Annotated in this window: 19 protein-coding genes; 8 read left to right on the top strand and 11 right to left on the bottom strand. The window is 75.8% G+C overall.

All coding sequences use genetic code 11. The features are described 5' to 3' along the window. Positions 1-36: 36 nt before the first annotated feature. Both ACIA8Q_RS11955 and ACIA8Q_RS11950 read right to left on the bottom strand, forming a co-directional pair. Positions 37-558 carry a peptidylprolyl isomerase gene (locus ACIA8Q_RS11955; RefSeq protein ID WP_360210560.1) on the bottom strand — a complete coding sequence of 174 codons (522 nt, stop codon included), beginning with the start codon at positions 556-558 and terminating at the stop codon, positions 37-39. A 131-nt stretch (positions 559-689) separates the two neighbouring features. After that, entirely contained in the window at positions 690-1,730 is a 1,041-nt protein-coding gene (locus ACIA8Q_RS11950; RefSeq protein ID WP_396317085.1) for an ALF repeat-containing protein, read from the bottom strand. A 177-nt stretch (positions 1,731-1,907) separates the two neighbouring features. On the opposite strand from ACIA8Q_RS11950, the gene ACIA8Q_RS11945 reads away from it, so the two are divergent. After that, positions 1,908-2,306 carry a hypothetical protein gene (locus ACIA8Q_RS11945; RefSeq protein ID WP_360210564.1) on the top strand — a complete coding sequence of 133 codons (399 nt, stop codon included), beginning with the start codon at positions 1,908-1,910 and terminating at the stop codon, positions 2,304-2,306. A gap of 61 nt (positions 2,307-2,367) precedes the next feature. Here the strand turns inward: ACIA8Q_RS11945 and ACIA8Q_RS11940 are convergent, their stop codons facing one another. Further along, on the bottom strand, positions 2,368-3,291 hold the full coding sequence (locus ACIA8Q_RS11940; protein ID WP_396317084.1) for an alpha/beta fold hydrolase: 924 nt from the start codon (positions 3,289-3,291) through the stop codon (positions 2,368-2,370). A 77-nt stretch (positions 3,292-3,368) separates the two neighbouring features. Here ACIA8Q_RS11940 and ACIA8Q_RS11935 point away from each other — a divergent pair, with 77 nt between their 5' ends. Beyond that, complete coding sequence (locus tag ACIA8Q_RS11935; RefSeq protein WP_396317083.1) at positions 3,369-4,382, top strand: DUF5937 family protein; 1,014 nt, start codon at positions 3,369-3,371, stop codon at positions 4,380-4,382. Positions 4,383-4,415: 33 nt separating this feature from the next. Here the strand turns inward: ACIA8Q_RS11935 and ACIA8Q_RS11930 are convergent, their stop codons facing one another. Beyond that, on the bottom strand, positions 4,416-5,333 hold the full coding sequence (locus ACIA8Q_RS11930; protein ID WP_360210628.1) for an NAD(P)-binding domain-containing protein: 918 nt from the start codon (positions 5,331-5,333) through the stop codon (positions 4,416-4,418). Positions 5,334-5,453: 120 nt separating this feature from the next. Here ACIA8Q_RS11930 and ACIA8Q_RS11925 point away from each other — a divergent pair, with 120 nt between their 5' ends. Continuing rightward, on the top strand, positions 5,454-5,804 hold the full coding sequence (locus ACIA8Q_RS11925; protein ID WP_360210630.1) for a helix-turn-helix domain-containing protein: 351 nt from the start codon (positions 5,454-5,456) through the stop codon (positions 5,802-5,804). Positions 5,805-5,893: 89 nt separating this feature from the next. Here ACIA8Q_RS11925 and ACIA8Q_RS11920 read toward each other — a convergent pair whose 3' ends face one another. Continuing rightward, positions 5,894-7,171, bottom strand: coding sequence for an NAD(P)/FAD-dependent oxidoreductase (locus ACIA8Q_RS11920; protein WP_360210570.1), 1,278 nt, complete (start codon positions 7,169-7,171; stop codon positions 5,894-5,896). Between the two features lie 145 nt (positions 7,172-7,316). Between ACIA8Q_RS11920 and ACIA8Q_RS11915 the strand changes: the two genes are divergently transcribed. Together ACIA8Q_RS11915 and ACIA8Q_RS11910 are read left to right on the top strand one after the other, a co-directional pair. Further along, on the top strand, positions 7,317-7,892 hold the full coding sequence (locus ACIA8Q_RS11915; RefSeq protein ID WP_360210632.1) for a helix-turn-helix domain-containing protein: 576 nt from the start codon (positions 7,317-7,319) through the stop codon (positions 7,890-7,892). 78 nt (positions 7,893-7,970) lie between these two features. Next, a complete protein-coding gene (locus tag ACIA8Q_RS11910; RefSeq protein WP_360210572.1) occupies positions 7,971-8,918 on the top strand; it encodes an NAD-dependent epimerase/dehydratase family protein in 948 nt (315 codons plus the stop codon). Between the two features lie 52 nt (positions 8,919-8,970). Here ACIA8Q_RS11910 and ACIA8Q_RS11905 read toward each other — a convergent pair whose 3' ends face one another. The 3 genes from ACIA8Q_RS11905 to ACIA8Q_RS11895 all read right to left on the bottom strand — a co-directional run bounded on the left by ACIA8Q_RS11905 (position 8,971) and on the right by ACIA8Q_RS11895 (position 11,545). After that, positions 8,971-9,294 carry a DUF1330 domain-containing protein gene (locus ACIA8Q_RS11905; RefSeq protein WP_360210574.1) on the bottom strand — a complete coding sequence of 108 codons (324 nt, stop codon included), beginning with the start codon at positions 9,292-9,294 and terminating at the stop codon, positions 8,971-8,973. Positions 9,295-9,492: 198 nt separating this feature from the next. Beyond that, positions 9,493-10,737 carry a S53 family peptidase gene (locus tag ACIA8Q_RS11900; RefSeq protein WP_360210576.1) on the bottom strand — a complete coding sequence of 415 codons (1,245 nt, stop codon included), beginning with the start codon at positions 10,735-10,737 and terminating at the stop codon, positions 9,493-9,495. Between the two features lie 31 nt (positions 10,738-10,768). Beyond that, positions 10,769-11,545 (bottom strand): G1 family glutamic endopeptidase, encoded by a 777-nt coding sequence (locus ACIA8Q_RS11895; RefSeq protein WP_360210578.1) that lies wholly within the window; start codon positions 11,543-11,545, stop codon positions 10,769-10,771. Positions 11,546-12,095: 550 nt separating this feature from the next. Between ACIA8Q_RS11895 and ACIA8Q_RS11890 the strand changes: the two genes are divergently transcribed. The 3 genes from ACIA8Q_RS11890 to ACIA8Q_RS11880 are packed head-to-tail and all read left to right on the top strand — an operon-like array spanning position 12,096 to position 15,414. Next, positions 12,096-13,013, top strand: coding sequence for an alkaline phosphatase family protein (locus ACIA8Q_RS11890; RefSeq protein WP_360210580.1), 918 nt, complete (start codon positions 12,096-12,098; stop codon positions 13,011-13,013). Positions 13,014-13,015: 2 nt separating this feature from the next. Next, complete coding sequence (locus tag ACIA8Q_RS11885) at positions 13,016-14,398, top strand: MFS transporter (RefSeq protein ID WP_360210582.1); 1,383 nt, start codon at positions 13,016-13,018, stop codon at positions 14,396-14,398. After that, entirely contained in the window at positions 14,395-15,414 is a 1,020-nt protein-coding gene (locus ACIA8Q_RS11880) for a TolB-like translocation protein (RefSeq protein ID WP_360210584.1), read from the top strand. Before ACIA8Q_RS11885 ends, ACIA8Q_RS11880 begins: the two co-directional genes overlap by 4 nt. 7 nt (positions 15,415-15,421) lie before the next feature. On the opposite strand, the gene ACIA8Q_RS11875 is transcribed toward ACIA8Q_RS11880, so the two are convergent. From ACIA8Q_RS11875 to ACIA8Q_RS11865, 3 genes are all read right to left on the bottom strand, one after another. Continuing rightward, the gene (locus tag ACIA8Q_RS11875) at positions 15,422-16,399 is read right to left on the bottom strand and encodes a hypothetical protein (protein ID WP_360210586.1); all 978 of its coding nucleotides are present in this window, start codon (positions 16,397-16,399) and stop codon (positions 15,422-15,424) included. A gap of 212 nt (positions 16,400-16,611) precedes the next feature. Then, positions 16,612-17,958: a HAMP domain-containing sensor histidine kinase gene (locus ACIA8Q_RS11870; protein WP_360210588.1), complete on the bottom strand. Its 1,347-nt coding sequence runs from the start codon at positions 17,956-17,958 to the stop codon at positions 16,612-16,614. Next, complete coding sequence (locus ACIA8Q_RS11865) at positions 17,958-18,662, bottom strand: response regulator transcription factor (protein ID WP_360210590.1); 705 nt, start codon at positions 18,660-18,662, stop codon at positions 17,958-17,960. Before ACIA8Q_RS11865 ends, ACIA8Q_RS11870 begins: the two co-directional genes overlap by 1 nt. Between the last annotated feature and the right edge of the window lie 76 nt (positions 18,663-18,738).

The raw sequence follows: 18,738 nt of genomic DNA, 5'->3' as shown, positions 1-18,738 counted from the left end.
GTCCCGGGGGCTGCCGTGGCGGGCCCGGGGCGGGGGTCAGAGGCGCTCGATGGTGACCTTGGTGATGACGACGTCCTCGACGGGGCGCTCGTCGGCGGTGGGGGTGGCGGCGATGGCGTCGACGACGGCCTTGGAGGCGGCGTCGGCGACCTGGCCGAAGATGGTGTGGCGGCGGTTGAGGTGGGCGGGGGTGCCCACGGTGATGAAGAACTGGGAGCCGTTGGTGCCCGGGCCGGCGTTGGCCATCGCGAGCAGGTAGGGCTTGGTGAAGTGCAGTTCGGGGTGGAACTCGTCGGCGAAGGCGTAGCCGGGGCCCCCGGTGCCGGTGCCGGTGGGGTCGCCGCCCTGGATCATGAACCCGGCGATCACGCGGTGGAAGGACGTGCCGTCGTAGTAGGGGCCGCTGCCCGGCTCGCCGGTGCGCGGGTCGGTGTACTCGCGGGTGCCCTCGGCGAGTTCGACGAAGTTGCGGACCGTCTTGGGCGCGTGGAACTGCAGCAGCTCCAGCCGGATCGGGCCCAGCGTGGTGTCCAGGGTCGCGAACAGGCCCTTGGCCATGGCGGACTCCTTCGGTTCGGGTGATCGGTGTCGTCGGCATCCTGGCACACGCCGCGCCCCCGGCCGCACGGGCGGCCGGGGGCGTCGGGCGACGTCAGCCGACGTCAGGGCGTCGCAGGAGCGCCGGGGTGTCAGTCCTCGGCGGGGCGGCGGCGGGAGACGGCGACGAGCGCCGCGCCCACGGCGCCGAGCGCGGCGGCGCCGCCGGCCTCCCAGCCGAGGCCCTCGGTGCCGGTGGCGGCCAGCTGGCCGGGGCGGACCTCGGCCGCGGCGGCCGTCGTGCCGGCCGTGGTCGTGCCGGTGGCGCCGGTGGCGCCTGCCGCGGTGTCCGCCGTGGTGCCGGTCGTGGTGGTGAGCGCGGCGGGCCGGGCGGCGGGGGCCGCGGGCTGCTGCTCGGCGGACCGGGTCGGCTGCGGGGCGGGGGTGTTCGCGGCGGCCTCGTCGGCGGCGCGGGCGGTGGCCCAGCCGGCCTTGAGGAACGCGGTGACGGCCGCGTCGTCGCCGTCCAGGGCCGCGAGGGCGGCCTTGCGCACGGCCGGTCCGCCGGTCTCGGCGAGCTGGGAGACCTTGATCCGGTGGTCGGTGGCGCGCAGCGCGGGAAGCTCGGTGGTCAGGAAGCGGGTGACGTCGGCGGGGGTGCCCTGGAGGGCCTTCACCGCGGCCTCGCGCACGTGCGGGCCGTTGTCCGGGTCGGACAGGGTGAGGACGGCCAGGACGCGCTCGTCCGAGGCGCGGGCGGTGAACTGGCCCACCGTGAGGAACTGCAGGACGTCGGCGTCGGTGCCGTCCAGCGCGTGGCCGGCCGCCTCGCGCACGGCGGGGCCGCCGGCGACCATGATCTTCGAGAGCTTGACCCGGTTGTCGTCGCCCCGCTGGCGCGCCAGCTCGACGGTCAGGAACTGTCGCAGGTCCGCGGCGGTGCCGGCGAGGGCCTTCTGCGCGGCCTCGCGCACACCCGGGCCGCTCTCCGGGTCGGCGAGCAGGCGCTGCACCTCGGCCCGGTCGTGCTCCTCCTGACCGCCCGTCTGGTCCGCGGCGCCCTCGGAGCCGGTGTCGGGGCCGGAGACGCCGGCCGGCTGCGGGTTGTCGGCGGCCGAGGCCATCGACGGGAACAGGACGGTCGGGGCCAGGACGGCGGCCGCGACGACGGCGGACACCCGGGGCAGCTTCATTCAGCAGACCTGCTTCGTACGGAGAACTCGTGAACATCGACAGCATAGATCGTCTTTTATGTTCTCCATACCAGGTTTTTCCTGGTCAGGACGCCTGCCCCCGCAGCCCGTCGGCGGCCACCCCGCGCACCGCCGATCCCGATCGACCGTCGGGGGTGGTCCTGCCATCCTGAGCGGGTGCCGAAGAAGCGAGAACGTGCCGGAGCCTTTGCCGACGTCGTGGCCGCCATGGGCCCGGCGCCCGAGGCGGAGTCCGTCGGCTCCTACGTCCCTTCGCCGTTGATGGCCCGCGGCTTCACCGACGCCGACGGCCGCCACTGGCGGCTCGCCCGCGGGCCGCTGGATCCCCGGCGGGCCAAGCGGCTGGCCGTGAGCGCCGACATGATGTCCATGGGCGACCACTACGACGACCGGGTCGGGTGGTGGCTGCCCCGCTTCCTGACGGAGGCCGAGCGCCCCGGCGCCTGGCTCGAAGCGCGGGCCCGGTTCGACGCGACGGATCCGCCCGTCCACGCGGCGTACGAGTTCACCACCGACGACGGTCTCGTCCTCCTCTACATCGCCACGGACTGCTGACCACGCCACCGCCGCCGGTGCGGGAAACGCCACCGCCCGCCGGCACCCGCGCCGCCGGCCGTCAGCGGCCGTCCGCCCGGCCCGCGGCCGAGGACAGGAAGCCGGCCACGGCCGCCGTGAACGCCTGCGGGTCGTCCAGCCACGGGTAGTGGCCCGCGCCCGGCTGGACGGTGAGGACGGCGTCGGGGAAGAGCGCGGCCGCCCCGGCGGCGGAGACGGCGGTGGGCCACAGGTCCAGCTCGCCGGCGAGCAGCAGCACCGGGCAGGGCAGGGCGGCCAGGCGTCGGCGCAGGTCCGCCGTGTCGGGGGTGTAGTCGGCGTAGTAGTGCTCGCTGACGGTCAGCGAGCGCTGGCGGGGGTCGGCGGCGGCGTGAGCGCGGGCGGTGCCGTCCCAGCGGCCGTACATGAGGGGTTCGAAGGCGGGGCGGTGCGGGGCGGCCTCGGCGAAGCTGCGGGCGGCCTTGACCCGGCGGTAGGCGGCGACGGCCCCGGCGTGCCAGGGCTCGCCGGCGCGGGCGGCGATCACCTCCTCGGCGCCGGTGTCGGAGGGCAGGCCGACGGCGGCGAACGAGGGCGTGACCAGGGTCAGGCTGCTCAGCCGGTCGGGGTGCGCGGCGGCGTGCAGCAGGGCCAGGCTGCCGCCGGCGGAGTGGCCGAGCAGGTCGACTCGGTCCAGGCCGAGGTGGCGGCGCAGCGCCTCGACGTCGGCGACCAGGCGGTCGACCCGGTAGCCGGCCGGGTCGGCGGAGGCGGCGGAGGCGCCGGTGCCGCGGGTGTCGGGCAGCACCAGGGTGCGGTGGGCGGCGAGGCCTCCGAGGTCGCCGAGGTACTCGGCGGCGCGGCCGGGGCCGCCGGGCAGGCAGAGCAGCGGCGGGCCGTCGCCCACGGTGCGGTAGGCGAGCTCGGTCCCGTCGTGGGAGGTGAAGGTCTGCGTGGTCTGCGTGGTCTGCGTGGTCTGCGTGCGCCGGGGGCGGGTGGTGGTCATGGCGGACAGCCTGCGGGGTGGTGGCGGGGCGCGGCTATCGTTCAGCCAGGGCTAAACGATCGAGGGGTGGTGCCGGCGTGGCGGTGGAGATCCGGCTGTCGGCGGCGGAGGTGGCCCGGGTGCGGTTCGCGGTGTCGCCGCTGGCTGAGACGGTGCTCGGGGTGCGGGCGGCACTCGGGGCCGGCGGGCACGACGTGCACCGGCCGTGGGTGCGCGAGGCGCGGGAGGTGCTGGCCGGGGAGCCGGAACTGGGGCTGCTGCGGGCCCTGTTGGAGGGGTGCCTGCCGTCCTTCCTGTTCCCGGCGCCGGGCGAGCGGCTGCCCGCGTTCGAGGCCGAGCTGGCCGCCGTGCGCACGGCGGAGGCGGCGTACGTGGCGGCGGAGTGCACCGCCGCGCTGGGCCCCCGGGCCCGCGGGCTGCCCGCGCCCGCGGCCCTGACGGAGCGGGTCGCCGACGCGCTGGCGCGCTGTCACGAGCGGTTGGTGGCCCCGCACTGGGGGCGGATGCGGGCGGTGCTGGAGGCGGACCTCGGCCGGCGGGCGGTGGCGCTGGTGGACGGCGGGGTGGAGGGGCTGTTCGCCCAGCTGCACGGTGACGTGGTGTGGCGGGAGGGCGAGTTGCTGGTGCACGGGCGCCGGCGCACCGGCGCGGCGTGGACGGTCGAGGCGGGCGGGCACGGCCTGGTGCTGATGCCGACCGTCTTCGGCTGGCCGGACGTGATCGTCGACCACGCCCCGCGCGCCGCCGCCTCGATCCGCTACCCCGCGGCCGGGGTGGGGCTGCTCTGGGAGCAGCCGCGGGCGTCGTCCGCCGGTCTGGCCGCCGTCCTGGGCCGCACCCGGGCGGCGCTGCTCGCCGCGCTGGGCGAGCCGCTGAGCACGCCCGCACTGGCCGACCGCCTGGGCGTCACCCCGGGAGCCGTCTCACAGCATCTGGGGGCCCTGCGCGGCGCCGGCCTGGTGGCCACCCGCCGCTGCGGCCGCACCGCCCTGCACCTGCGCACCCGCACGGGCACCCTGCTCACCGCCGGCGCGGACGGGGTGGACGGGGTGGACGGCGGCGCGGACGGGGTGGACGGCAGCGTGGATTAGGGCCCCTGTCCCCGGGGAGGGGGGCGTCGGCGGTCAGGCGCGCAGCAGGTCGACCACGCCGGTGAGGTCCTCGGCGCCGTTGCGGTCGTCGGCGGCCAGGCGGCGCTTCATCAGGTCGAAGTAGGGCGTCAGCAGTTCCGTGCTCACGCCCTGTTCCTGCGCGGTGTGCAGGAAGGTGGGCACGCCCGCGACCTGCATCGCCAGGTTGGAGACGACGCCCTTGGTGTAGTCGCCGGCCGTCAGTTGCCGCGCCGTGGCCGTGACCGAGCCGGTCATCGCGGTGAGCCAGGAGGAGAGCAGCGGCGCGAGCTCCAGCGGGTCCACGGACTCGCCCCGCACCAGCGCGAAGGCGTGCGCGACACCGGCGAACATGCCGTACATCGCGCTGAGCAGTGCCACGTCGTGCAGTGCGGCGAAGCCGGCGTCCTCGCCGACGTACCGGGTGCCGGCCGGGGCGGCGAGGGCCGCCCGGTGCTCCTCGAAGAGTGCGCGCGAACCGCTGTAGAAGACGTACGGGCCGGCCGCCGGGACGCCGATCATCGGCGGGACGGCCATGATGCCGCCGTCGAGGTAGCGGGCGCCGCGCGCGGTCACCGCGGCGGCGCGGGCCCGGGCCGTGCCCGGGGTGCCGGTGACCAGGTTGACGACGTCCCCGCCGGTCAGGTCGGCCCCGGCCAGGGCCTCCTCGACCGAGGCGTCGTCCAGGAGGCAGACCACCACCAGCCGGTTGGCGGCGACCGCGGCGGCCGCGGTCGCGGCGACGGTGGCGCCCTTCGCGGCGAGCGGTTCGGTGCGGGCGGCGGTCCGGTTCCAGACGGTGAGCGGGTGCCCGGCGGCCAGCCAGGCCTCGGCCAGCGCGGTGCCCATCGCACCGAGGCCGAGCAGTGTGAGGGGGGTGGGGGAGGCGGGGCGGTCGCGGTCGCCGGCGTGGTCCGACGGGGTGTCAGTCATGGTGTGCGTCATGCCGTTCAGGCTCGCCGCGGCTCCCCCGGATGATCAAGTACGCACTTCGGAGTGGGTGGTTACCCTGAGGTGAGCGAGCAGGTCGGGCGATGGACGGGGTGGGCGGGGATGACGGCGGGGACGACGACCGGGGCGAGGCCCGGCGCGCACGTGTGCGGGATCGATGCCGCGATGGAGGTGATCGGCGGCAAGTGGAAGGTGCTGATCCTCTGGGCGCTCGCCGAACGGCCGTGCCTGCGCTTCGGCGAGCTGCGCCGCAACGTCCCGGGCATCACCGAGAAGGTGCTCGCCGCCCACCTGCGCGAGCTGGAGGCGGACGGCATCGTGCACCGCGAGTCGTACGACGAGGTGCCGCCGCGGGTCGAGTACGCGCTCACGCCGGCCGGGCTGCGGCTCAACGAGGCGCTGGCCCCGCTGGGCGCCTGGGGCCGGCGGCACGTGCTGGGCGACGGCGGCTAGCCGCCGTCCGGCGGGCTCTGCCGGGTGCACGCCCGGACGGGCGCGGCGCCGGGGTGCCCGGCACCGCGCGTCGGTCCGCCGGGCGGGGGTCAGGCCCCGGTGGGCTCCGTGGCCGTCCGCCGGGCGCGGTCCTGCCGGTAGGCCTGGGCCCGGGCGAGGTAGTCGCGGTGCTCCTGCTCGTGGTCCGGCGGCAGGTGCGGGGTGTCGGTGGTGGCGAAGAAGTCCCGCAGGGCCTGGTTCGAGCTCACGGCCAGGTCCGCAGTGCGGGCGAACATGTCCGCCTCGTAGCGGGCGAGTTCCGCGTCGAGGCCGGTCGCCGCGTCGAGGCCGGCGGCCGGGTCGGGGCCGGCGGCCGGGTCGGGGCCGGTCAGTGCGCGGCTGACGGCGTGGGCGAGTTCGGCGCCGTCCAGCATCGCCAGGTTGGCCCCGTGGCCGCCGAACGGCGCCATCAGGTGGGCGGCGTCGCCGATCAGGGTGACGCCGGGGACGTGTTCCCAGGTGAGCGGGGCGGGCAGGGCCTGGAAGGAGCGCGGCACGTAGTCGCCGTCGTTGCGGACGATCAGCGTGCGCAGGGCCTCCGACCAGTGGCCGAACTCCCGCGTCAGGTGGGAGCGGATGCTCTCCCGGTCGGCGAGGTCGACGCCGGCGCCGACGTGCCAGTCCGGTGCGGCGCGGAAGGCGAGGTAGCCGCGGACCACGCCGTCGCCGTTGCGCTGCAGGATCACCGCGCGGCCGTCGCCGTCGTTGGCGAACAGGTGGCCGTCGCCGACGAGTGCGGCGATCCCGGGGTGGCGGGAGTCGACCTCGTCGTAGCGGGCGTCCAGGAAGCAGACGCCCAGGTGCTGCGGCACGGCGTCGCTGACCAGGGGGCGCACCTTCGACCAGGCCCCGTCGGCGCCGATCAGCAGGTCGGCCTGCGCGCTGGTGCCGTCGGCGAAGTCCAGGCGGTGCCGGCCGTGGCCGAGCGGGGTCACCCGCTGCAGGCGGTGGCCCCAGTGGACGGTGCCGGGTCGCAGGTGGTCGGCGAGCAGGCGGCGCAGCCGGCCGCGGTCGATCTCGGGTGCGGCCTCGTCGCCGGGGGCCGGGGTGAACTCGGCGAGGACGGTGCCGTGGTGGTCGCGGCGGGTCTTGGCCTGGCCCTCGGGGCGGGCCTGCGCGGTGAAGGCGTCGAGCAGGCCGGCGTCCTCGAGGGCGATCTGTCCGGAGTCGGCGTGCAGGTCGAGCGTGCCGCCGGCGTCGCGGGAGTCCACGGCGTCGTCGGCGTCGTGGACGGTGACGTCGATGCCGTGGCCCTGCAGGACGCGGGCGCAGGTCAGGCCGGCGGGCCCGCCGCCGACGATGTGGATCCGGGGTGTGCTGTTCGTCATCGGGGCCTTCCCTCGGGTGGCGCGGAGCGCGAACGGGTCGCGAACGGGTGCGGCGGCACCCTTGTGGGTGCAACCGCTAAAAAAGCGTAACAGCTAAACTTTCTTACCCGATCCATGAACGCGGTAGGGTGAGCGGGTGACCGAGATGGGGCGCCGAGAGCGCAAGAAGGCAGCCACCCGCCAGGCCCTCGCCGACGCGGCGCTGCGGCTGTTCACCGAGCGGGGCTACGAGGAGGTCGGGGTGCGCGAGATCGCCGACGCCGCCGACGTCTCGGTGACGACGCTCTTCAAGCACTTCCCCGACGGCAAGGAGGCGTTGGTCTTCGACCAGGACGAGGACCGCGAGGCGGCCCTGGTCGCGGCGGTCCGCGAGCGCCCCGCCGGGCAGTCCGTGCCGCGGGCCCTGCACCGGCTGCTGCTGGGCGCGCACTCCCGCCGGGTCCACACCGACCCGCGGTTCGACGACTTCCTGCGCCTGATCGACACCACCCCGGCGCTGCGCGAGTACGCCCGCCGGATGTGGCTGCGGCACGAGCAGGCCCTGGCCGCCGCGATCGCCGAGGACGCCGGACTGGCCGCCGACGACCCGGGCTGCCGGGCCCTGGCCCACTTCGCCCTGGAGGCGCCCGCCCTCGTCCGCGGGTCCCACGACCCCGACACCGCCCTCGACCGGGTCTTCGACCTGCTCGACCACGGCTGGACGGGCACCGGCGCCTGCTGACCCGGTCCGCCCTGCGTCGACCCCACCTGCCCGGGGCACCTGACGGGGCGCCACGGGCCAGACCCTAGGGTGGGGCGGGTGAGCGTTCATGTGGTTGTCGGATACGGGCCCGCCGGGGCCGCCACCGCCCGTCTGCTGGCCGAGCAGGGGAACACCGTGCGGGTGGTGACCCGCAGCGGGGGCCGGGGCACGGCGTCGGTGCCCGGGGTGGAGCACGTCGCGCTGGACGCCGCCGAGCCCGCGGCGCTGGCCCGGGCCGCGGGCGGGGCGGTGGCGATCCACGGGTGCGCGGCGCCGCCGCTGGCGCAGTGGGCCGAGCGGTGGCCGGCGCTGGTGGACTCGCTGTGCGCGGCCGCCGAGTCCTCCGGGGCGGTGCTCGTCCTGCTCGGCAACCTGTACGGCTACGGGCCGGCGGCGGGCCCGATGACCGAGGACCTGCCCCTGGCGGCGACCGGCCCCAAGGGGCGGGCGCGGGCGGCGGGATGGGAACGGGCGCGGGCACTGCACGAGGCCGGGCGGATCCGGGCGGTGGAGGTGCGGGCCTCGGACTTCTTCGGCCCCGGCGTCACCGACGGCGGCCACCTGGCCTCCCGGGTGGTGCCCGGCCTGCTCAAGGGCCGCTCGATCGCCGTCCTCGGCGACCCGGACGCCCCGCACAGCTGGACCTACCTGCCGGACGTGGCACGGGCGATGGCCGAGATCGCCGGCGAGGAACGGGCCTGGGGGCGGGCCTGGCACGTGCCGACGGCCCCCGCCCTGCCGGTGCGCACGATGGTGGAGCGCCTCGCCGCGCAGGCCGGCACCGGCCCGGTCGCGGTGCGCCGCTTCTCCCCCGCGCTGCTGGGCGTGGCGGGCCTGTTCTCCCCGCTGCTGCGTGAACTGCGCGAGGTCCGCTACCAGTTCGACCGCCCGTTCGTCCTGGACACCTCCGCCTACGAGGCAGCCTTCACCGTGCGCGCCACTCCGCTGGAGGAGCAGGTCGCGGCCACGGTGCACTGGTGGCGCGAGCGGACCGCGGGGCGCTGAGCAAGCGGCGGGGCGGCGGCGCGCCCGGGGCCGGGCGGCGGGGACCGGCGGCTCAGTGCTTGAGCGCGTCGGCACCGCGGTAGCCGTCGGGCACGCCGTGGGCGAGGACGACGTCGGCGACCATGTGCCGGGTGCGCAGCGGCAGGATCTCCCGGTAGGCGGGCGAGTCGTACCAGGCGCGCAGGCGGTCGTGGTCGGGGAACTCGATGAGGATGAGGTGGCGCCCCCAGCTGCCCTCGACGGCCTCGAAGCGGTCGCCGTGGATGAGGAAGCGGCCGCCGAAGGGGTCCAGGGTGGCGTCGATGCGCTGCAGGTACTCGACGATGTCGGGGCCGAACTCGACCGAGTGGACCTGGGCGATCGCGTAGGCGGTCATCGTTGTTCTCCCTGGTGGGGTGCGGTGGTTGACGTCCCCGACGGTAGTGGTCACCGCGGCGGGGGCGAATCCGTCGCGTATCGGCAGGGGGGTGCGTGGCCGCGGTTCCGGTCCGCGCACCCCCGGTCCGGGCGCGTGGCGGCACCCCCGGTCCGCGGGTGTGCGGACCGGGGGCGCCGCGGGCGCCGTCGGGCGGGTTCAGCCGCGGAAGGCGTCGGTGCCGGCGGGGGTGCCGAGGCCGGTGGGCCCGTCGTAGCCCTTGCCGGCGGTGCAGAAGTAGGCGGGGCTGCAGGTGCCGTTGTTGCCGGTGGTGACGTCGTTGAGGGCGCCGGGGTGGGCGTAGGGGAAGGAGGCGGGGTTGGAGCCGGTGCTGGGGGTGCCGGCGTCGGCGTAGACGCCGGCGATGATCGGGGTGGCGGCGCTGGTGCCGCCGTAGGTGTTCCAGCCGCTCTTCTGGTAGCTGTCGTAGACGGCCGCGCCGTGGCCGGGGTCGGCGGAGGCGGAGACGTCGGTGGCCATCCGCCGGGTGCAGCCGGTGTCCTTCTGCCAGGCCGGTTTGGGCTCGTAGCCGGAGCAGCCGGAGCCGGTGCCCTCGCCGGCCTTGGTGTTCCAGACGCTCTCGTTCCAGCCGCGGGCGTTGTCCGCCCTCACCAGGGAGGTACCGCCGACGGAGGTGGCGTAGGGGGAGCTGGAGGGGTAGCCGACGCCCCAGGAGTAGTCCCAGTCGCCGCTGCCGGCGACCATGGCGACGCCGGGGTGGTCGTAGTAGTTCTTGTCGTACGTGGAGTCGTCGGCGGACTCCTTGAAGATGTAGCTGTTGGAGACGAACCTCGCGCCGAGCCTGACGGCCTGGTTGACGGCCGCACCGATGTCGGAGATCTTCGCGCTGGCGGCCTCGACGAAGACGATCTTCGCGTTGGGGGCGACGGCGGACACCAGGTCGAGGTCCAGGGAGTCCTCGGCGCCCTGGTTGGCACTGGCCGGGGAGGGCAGCGGGCTCGCCTGGCCGTTCTGGGCGACCTTGCGGAAGCAGCCGTTGTCGGTGGTGCAGGCGGGCAGGCCGTACTGCTTGCGGTAGACGGCGAGGTCGCTCTCGGCCTTGGGGTCGTCGTAGGCGTCGATGACGGCGATGGTCTGGCCGGTGCCGCCGTCGGCGGGCAGGTGGTAGGCGGACCGGAGGTCGGCGGGGCCGTAGCCGGCGGGGGCGGCGGCCTGGGTGCCGAGGCGGGGGGCGGCCCCGGCGGGGGTGTCGACCTCCAGGACGTCGCAGCCGGCCGTGGTCTCGGTGGGGGCCGCGCACAGCTGGTGCCAGGGCCGCTGGTGGGCGGTGGCCGCGGCCCCGGCGTGGGCGGCCGGGGCGAGGGTGGCGGCGGCCAGGGCGGCGGCCAGCGTGAGGGTGACGGCGGACGGAACGGGTCGAGTAAGGATCTGACGTATCGTCATGAACGGCTCCTCGCAGGGGTGTCGGCGGTCGTCAGGAGTGCTTCCAGGTGTCGGTGAAGGAGTCGCCGCCGCTGGCGAGCGGGCCGGCGGTGGCCTCCGTGACGCCGTTGCGGGCCATCGTCACGGTGGTGGCGGAGGCGGCGGCGAGGGTGCGTCCGTCGATGGCGGCGCGGGTGAAGGTGACGCTGCCGAAGTCGGCGAGCGGGGTGCGGGAGCCGTTGCGGTTGGGGGCCTCGGCGATCACCTCGGCGCTGCCGTTGGTGGCTCCGCCGTAGCGGGCGAAGGACTTGGTCTCCGTCCAGCCGAGGGTCTCGTCGGTGAGTTTCGCGGTGTAGGTGTCGTGGCCGTGGTCGTAGACGACGGAGGCGGTCATGGTGTCGCCGGGGCGCACGGCGTCGCGGTAGGGGGACTCCGGGTCCGGGTAGTTCTCCCACCAGGCGAAGTAGCGGGGCGTGCCGTTGACGGTGGCGCACTCGGCCTGGGTGCCGGTCTGCTCGACGGTCCTGGTGCCCTGCCCGTCGAGGCCGACCCAGATCGAGACCGCGCCGGCCACGGAGCAGGTGATCCTCGGCTGGATCCAGGTGGCGGAGACGGACTGGTACGTCGAACCGGTGGCCGCGTAGCCGGACCAGTTCCCGGAGGTGAGGCCGGCGGCAGCGCGCGGGGCCGCCGTGGAGACCCCGGAGGAGGAGGCGAGGGCGGGGGTGGTGGCGGTCGGCAGCGCGCACAGCAGCAGGGCGGCACCACCGCCGGCGAAGGAGCGCAGGCGGGAGCGGGCGGCGGAGGGCGTGAACGGGTGTGGAGGCACGAAGGGCTCCTGACGGGGGGAGTGGGATGGTCCCGCCGGCCCGGCGCCCGGCCGGGCCGGACCGGCGGGGGTCCGGGGAAGGCAGCCGCCCGACGGGCCCCGAGGGGCGGGGGCGGTGCGGGACGAGAGTGTTCTCCGGTGCCGGTGAGGTGGTCAACTGCCCTCCCGCTCAGGCTTCTTGACAGTTGACGCCGGAGCGGGTCCGGACCCGCGAAGCTGCGGCGACGCACCGCCCCCGGCCGGGCCGGCGGGCAATTCTGTGGATTCGCCAGTCGACGCCCGCCGCGGCACGCCACCCGGCCGGACCCAGCTGAGGAATCCACAGTTTTGGCCGCCGGCCACCGCCCGCGAACCGGCCCCGCCCCGGGGTCACGGGCCCGGGACGTCCACACAGTTGGGCCGCCGTTGACAGCTCTCCACCCCGGCCCCCCGGCGATCTTGACGCACCGTCGGGGCCGCGGGACCGTCGACCACCATCAGCGGCTCACCACCCCCGCCCCGTCCGGCCGCCCACCCCCACCCCGCTCTCGACCCCATCCTGGAGACAGGCATGCCCTTCGCCACCGCCCGCTCCCGCACCGTCAGTTCCCGCACCGCCGGTTCACCCGGCGCCCGTTCCCGCACCGCGCTGGTCCTGGCCGCCGCCCTGGCCGGCGCGACCGGCGCCACCGCCCTGACCGCCGGCACCGCCGCCTCGGCCACCGCCCTCCCCTCCCCCGACCACGTCGTGGTGGTGATGCTGGAGAACCACGCCTACGGGCAGATCATCGGCAGCTCCAGCGCGCCCTTCCTGAACTCCCTGGCCACCGGCGGCGCCCTGCTCAAGGCCTCCTACGGCATCACCCACCCCAGCCAGCCGAACTACTTCGCGGTGTTCTCCGGCAGCACCCAGGGCATCACCGACGACTCCTGCTACTCCCCCGGCTTCAGCAAGGCCGCGAACCTGGCCGGCGAGCTGAGCGCGGCCGGCAAGAGCTGGGGCAGCTACAGCGAGTCGCTGCCCAGCCAGGGCTCCACCACCTGCAGCAGCGGCGACTACGCCCGCAAGCACGCCCCCTGGGTGGGCTTCGGCAACGTCCCCACCTCCACCGCGCACACCTTCGCGCAGTTCCCCACCGACTACGGCAAGCTGCCCACGGTCTCCTTCGTCATCCCGAACCTCTGCAGCGACATGCACAACTGCTCGGTGGGCACCGGCGACACCTGGTTGAAGGACAAGCTCGGCGGCTACGCCTCCTGGGCGAAGACCCACAACAGCCTGCTGGTCGTCACCTACGACGAGGACGACCGCAACAGCGGCAACCACATCCCCACCCTGATCTACGGACAGCCCGCCAAGGCGGGCGCCACCAGCAGCACCTCCTACAACCACTACGACCTGCTGCACACCCTGGAGGACCTGGCCGGCACCGGCGCGCACGCCGGCAAGTCCTCCTCCGCCCACGACATCACCGGCATCTGGAACTGACCGTGTACCTCGCGGACAGCCGCCACGCCCCGGCGTCCGACGACGCCGCCCCGGCCCCGCGGCCGGGGCGGCCCGCCCGGATCGCCGCCACCGTGCTGGCCCTCGGCACGGTCAGCCTCGTCACGGACGTCTCCTCCGAGATGGTCACCGCCGTCCTGCCGCTCTACCTGGTCACCGCCCTGCACGTGTCCCCGCTCGGGTTCGGCGTGCTGGACGGCGTCTACAACGGCGCGACCGTCGTCGTCCGCCTGCTCGGCGGGCTGCTCGCCGACCGCCCGCCGCACGGAGCGGGGCCGCACGGAGCAGGACCGGACGGAACGGGGGCCCAGGGATGGGGGCGGCACAAGGCCGTCGCGGCCGCCGGGTACGGCCTGTCGGCACTGTGCAAACCGGCGCTGCTGCTGGCCCGCACCACCCCCGTGCTCGGCCTGGTCCTGGCCGTCGACCGGGTCGGCAAGGGGCTGCGCACCGCACCGCGCGACGCGCTGATCTCGCTGGCCACCCCGCCCGAGCGACGCGCCCGCGCCTTCGGCGTGCACCGGGCGATGGACACCGCCGGCGCCCTGGCCGGGCCGCTGCTCGCCTTCCTCGTCCTGCGGGCCGCGCCCGGGGGCTACCACGCCGTGTTCACCGTCAGCGCCTGCGTGGCGGCCCTGGGCGTGCTCGTCCTCGTCCTGTTCGTGCCCCGCCACCCGGCCGGCACGGCGCCCCTCACCGCCGTGCTGCCCGCCGGCCGGCCCGTCGCCGGACTGCTGCGCCTGCCCGGCCTGCGCCGGGTCACCCTGTGCGCCGCGCTGCTCGGGCTCGCCACCCTCAGCGACTCCTTCGTCTACCTGCTGGCGCAGCGCCGCCTGGACCTGCCCACCGGCTGGTTCCCGCTGCTGCCGCTCGGCACGGCCGCGGTCTACCTGCTGCTGGCGGTGCCGCTGGGCGCGGCCGGCGACCGGTTCGGCCGGCGACGGGTCTTCGTGCTCGGGCACCTGGCACTGCTCGGCGGGTACGCCGTCCTGCTGCTGCGCCCGGCCGGCGGGGCGGCACCCGCCTGCGCGGTGCTCGCCCTGCACGGCCTGTTCTACGCGGCCACCGACGGGATGCTCGCGGCCGCGACGGCCTCGGCGGTGCCCGCGGCGCAGCGGGGGGCCGGTCTGGCGCTGGTCGGCACGGGCCAGGCGGCGGGGCGGTTCGGCTGCTCGCTGGCGGTGGGTGTGCTGTGGGCGCGCTGGGGCGACGGTGCGGCACTGGCGGTGGTGGCGGGTGCGCTGGTCGGGGCGGTGGTGCTCGCGGCGCGGGTGCTGGGTCCGGGCGGTGGCGCGGAGCCGGCGGGCGACGGTGCCCCGGCCGACGGGTGTGCCGGTGCTCCGGCCGACGGGCGGGGGCGGGTGTGAGCGCCGGGCGCAGGCTGCTGGTCCTGCTGGTCGCGGTGGCGTTGCTGGCGGGGGCCGGCACCCTGGCCGTGCTGCACGCCGCGGAGCGGGCCCGGGGCGGGCGGACGTCCGGGGTGCCGGCGGTGTCCGGGCCGGTGTCGCTCGGCGCCGGGGCGGGCGGTCCGCGTCTGGTGTTCCGCACCATGACCTGGGGTGCGCAGCGCGACCGGCTGGCCGCCGTCCCGCTGGCGCGCCCGGACGCCGTGCGCACCGTGGCCGACGGGCCGTCCTGTCTGCGCTTCCACGCGGCGGCCGGTACCGGGATCTGCCTGCAGGCGGTGCCGGGGCTGGTCCAGGACGGGTACCGCGCCGTCGTGCTGGACGCGGCGCTGCACGAGGTGCGGCACTACGACCTGGCCGGGATCCCGACCCGGGCCCGGGTCTCGCCCTCGGGGCGCCTGGTGGCCTGGACGGTGTTCCTGAGCGGCGACTCCTATGCGGGCACCTCCTTCTCCACCCGCACCTCGGTGCTGGACACCCGGACGTGGACGCTGCAGGAGAACCTGGAGGACGACGCGCTCACCGTCGACGGCGCGCCGTACCGTGCCCCCGACGTCAACGTGTGGGGCGTGACCTTCGCCGACGACGACCGGTTCTACGCCACCGTGGCCACCGGGGGCCGCACCTACCTCGCCGCGGGCGGGGTGGCCGGGCGCACCCTGACCACGCTGCACGGCGACGTGGAGTGCCCGTCGCTGTCCCCCGACGGGACGCGGGTCGCGTACAAGAAGCGGGTGCCGGGGCTGCCGGAGGACGCGCCCTGGCGGCTGTACGTGCTGGACCTGCGGACCATGGCGGAGAGCGCGACCGCGGAACAGCGCGACGTCGACGACCAGGCGCTGTGGCTGGACGACGGCACGCTGGCGTACGCGCTGCCCGGGGACGACGGCACCGACCTGTGGAGCGTGCCGGCCGACGGCTCCGGTGCGCCCGCGCTGCTGGTGCGGGCCGCGCTGGCGGCCGCCGTGGTGCGCTGACGCTTCGTCAGATCGCTTCCCCGGGTTGGTCGTTCCACTCCCAGGTCAGTCCGTAGATCCCGGGGCTGACGTCCGGGAAGGCGGCGCAGGCGTGACCGGCCGGCGAGACCGGGACCTCCTCGACGGCCTGCGGCGGCGCGTCGTGGTGCGGGCGCCAGGCCGCGGTGCAGCCCGCCGGGAGCGCGGCGGGGTCGAAGCAGGCCCGCAGCACCAGTCCGCGGCCGGGGAAGCGCACCATCCGCTGGTAGTGGGTGGCGACCTCGGTCGACGGATAGGCGTAGCTGTACTCGACGACCGTCGTCTGCCCTGGCTGCAATGGCAGGTCGAACAGCAATTCTGCTGCGGCGACGCCGAGTTCGCGGTCGATGCGGCGCCGGCCGAGCCGGCAGGCGACCAGTCCGGACAGGCCGAGATCGGCGCCGGCGGACATCTCGGGCTTGGCCTGGGTCAGCAGGATCAGCCGGTCCGCTCCGGTGGCCAGGGCGCGCACGACCTGGAGCACGTCGACGCGCCGCTCCTCGCGGTGGGCGCCGATGTGCACGTCGACCCGGGTGTGCAGGCTCTCCACCCGGGCGTTGGTGCGCGGGTCGAGTCCGGCCAGGACGCCTTCGACGGCCTGGTCGCCGAAGGTCCTGGCGTAGTCGAGCGAGCCGGGGATGTGGTCGACCCAGCGCCCGCGCGGGCGGCGCGGGCCGAGCAGCACGACGAGTTCGTCGCGGTGCAGCCCCAGCACGTCCTCCAGGACGCGCACCGCCGCCAGCGAGTCGGGCCGCTCGGGTCTGCTGCGGCCGCGCTGCCAGTAGCTGAGGCTGGAGACGCTGACCTGCAGGCCGCGGCGGGTGAGCCGGCGCTGGATGCCCTCCAGGCTCAGCCCGCTGTCGCGGATGGCCGTGCGCAGGGCGAGGTCGAACGGGCCCGAGCGCAGCGCCTGGGCGAGGTCGGCGCTGCGGGCGGCGGAGGCCTGGTGGGGTGGTGAACTCGTCACGCTGCACTCGCTCTCACAGGGACCGCACCGGGGCGGCGGTCGTCCCGACGGCGTGGAATCTACCCGCCGCGCGGGCGGTCGCCCAGCCCCCGCGTAGGTCGGCCGGGCCGTCAGGCCGCGCCGTCCCCACCGAACCGCAGGCCGTTCCCGGGGTCGGGAGCGGCCTGCGGATGTCATCAACAGGACTACTGAACAAAGAATATGACGATGCGTCAGATCTGTCCCGGAGCGGGCGGCAGCCGGAAGCCGACCTCGGCGCCGCCGCCCGGGGCCTGCGCGGCGAAGACCTCGCCGCCGTCGGCGGTGACGAGGTCGTGGACGATGGCCAGGCCGAGCCCGGAGCCGGGCGTCGACTGGGTGCCGGCCGCGCGGTGGAAGCGTTCGAAGACGGCCTGCCGGTCGGCGGGGGCGATGCCGGGCCCGCCGTCGCGCACCGCGAGCCGGCCGCCGGTGACGAGGATCTCCACCGGTGTCCCGGCCGGGCTGAACTTGACCGCGTTGCCGACCAGGTTGTCCACGCAGCGCAGCACCGCGCGCGGCCGGGCCAGCACCGGCACCGGGCCCTCGGCGGTCACCGTGATCTCCCGTCCGGTGCGGCGGCGGAAGCGGGCCGCGCTGTCCTGCGCCGCGGCCGGCAGGTCGACCGCCTCCGGGTCCTCCCCGGTCTGCTGGTCGGTGGCCAGTTCGACGAGTTCGCGGACGAGTTCGTCCAGGGCGACGGTCTCGGTGACCAGCGTCGCCAGGATCTGCTCCTCGTCCTTCGGGTCGAGCCGTCCGCGGGCGCGCTGCAGCAGTTCGGCGCAGCCGCGCACCGAGGTCAGCGGGGTGCGCAGCTCGTGGCTGGCGTCCTGGACGAGGCGCTGCTGCTGTTCGCGGGAGCGGCGCAGCGCACCGACCATCGCCTCGAAGGCGCGGGTGAGGCGGCCGACCTCGTCGCGTCCGGCGGCGGGCAGCGGGACGGCCAGGTCGCGGGTGGTGGTGATGTGCTCGGCGGCGTGGGCCAGGCGCCGCACCGGGCGCAGGATCCGGCCGAGGACCAGCCAGCTGAGCAGCGCCGACACCATGGCGGCGGCGGTGCTGGTCCAGGCGATCCGCGACAGGAACGCGTCGTCGACCTGTTCGGCCCCGGCGTAGGTCTGGCCGACCATCACCGCTCCCCCGCCGCCCGGGCGGGCCTTGGTGAGCACGCCGTAGGGGGTGCCGGCGACGGTGGCGTCCTCCTGGTGGGCGCCCTGCCCGGTGCGGGCCACCTCCAGCGCCCGGGGCGAGACCGGCAGGGCCGGGCGCGGGGGCGCGGGCGGTTCGGTCGCCCCGGCGGGCGCGGCGAGCGGCTGGACGGTGCCGTCGGGCAGGAGCAGCTGCTCGACGGTGTCGGGCCGGGCGGCCGGGCGGCGGTCGGTGTCCAGGGCCGCGATCACGGTGTCGGCCCGGTCGTCGAGGCCGCGGTCGAGCTGTTCGGCGACGAGGTCGCTGACGCCGCGGTAGGCGGAGGTGACGGGCACGGCGATCGCCAGCAGCACCGCGGCGATCACGAGGAGGCCGATCCTGGTGCGCAGCATCAGGCGGACCGCGCGGTGTAGCCGACGTTGCGGACGGTGTGGAGCAGCCGGGGCCGGCCGCCCTCCTCGGTCTTGCGGCGCAGGTAGCCGATGTAGACGTCCAGGGAGCGCGAGTCGGTGTCGAAGTCGAAGCCCCAGATGCGCTCGTATATCTGGTGGCGGGTCAGCACGGTGCCCTGGTTGCGCAGGAGCAGTTCGAGCAGGTCGAACTCGGTCTTGGTGAGGTCGAGCGGACGCGTTGCGCGGTGGGCCCGGCGGGCGGCGGCGTCCAGGGTGAGGTCGTCGAGGGCCAGCAGGGTCTGGTCCTCCCCGCCGGGCGGGGTGGTGCGGCGCAGCAGGGCGCGGATGCGGGCGAGGAGTTCCTCGGTGGCGAAGGGCTTGGCGAGGTAGTCGTCCGCGCCGGCGTCGAGTCCGGCGACGCGGTCGCCGAGCTGGTGGCGGGCGGTGAGGACCAGGACGGGCAGGCGGTCGCCGCGCCGGCGCAGCATCCGGCACAGGGCGAGGCCGTCGAGGCGGGGCATGACCACGTCCACCACCGCGAGGTCGGGGCGCCGGTGCTCCAGGAGTTCGAGGGCCTCCTGCCCGTCGGCGGTGGTGAGCACCCGGTAGCCCTCGAAGCGCAGGAGGTGGTCGAGGGTGTTGCGGACGCCGGGGTCGTCCTCGACGACCAGGACGGTGCGTCCGACCGCGGTGTGATCTGTCATGGTGTCATCTTCGCTGGTGGTGGGCGTGGTCGTGCCGGGCGGGGGGAGGGAGGGGCGGCTGGGTGTCCGGTGGCCG

The organism is Kitasatospora sp. NPDC051705 (assembly GCF_044453265.1).
GTDB lineage: Bacteria > Actinomycetota > Actinomycetes > Streptomycetales > Streptomycetaceae > Kitasatospora.
Note: the sequence above shows the minus strand (reverse complement) of the source record. Positions and strands in the feature narration are given on the sequence as shown.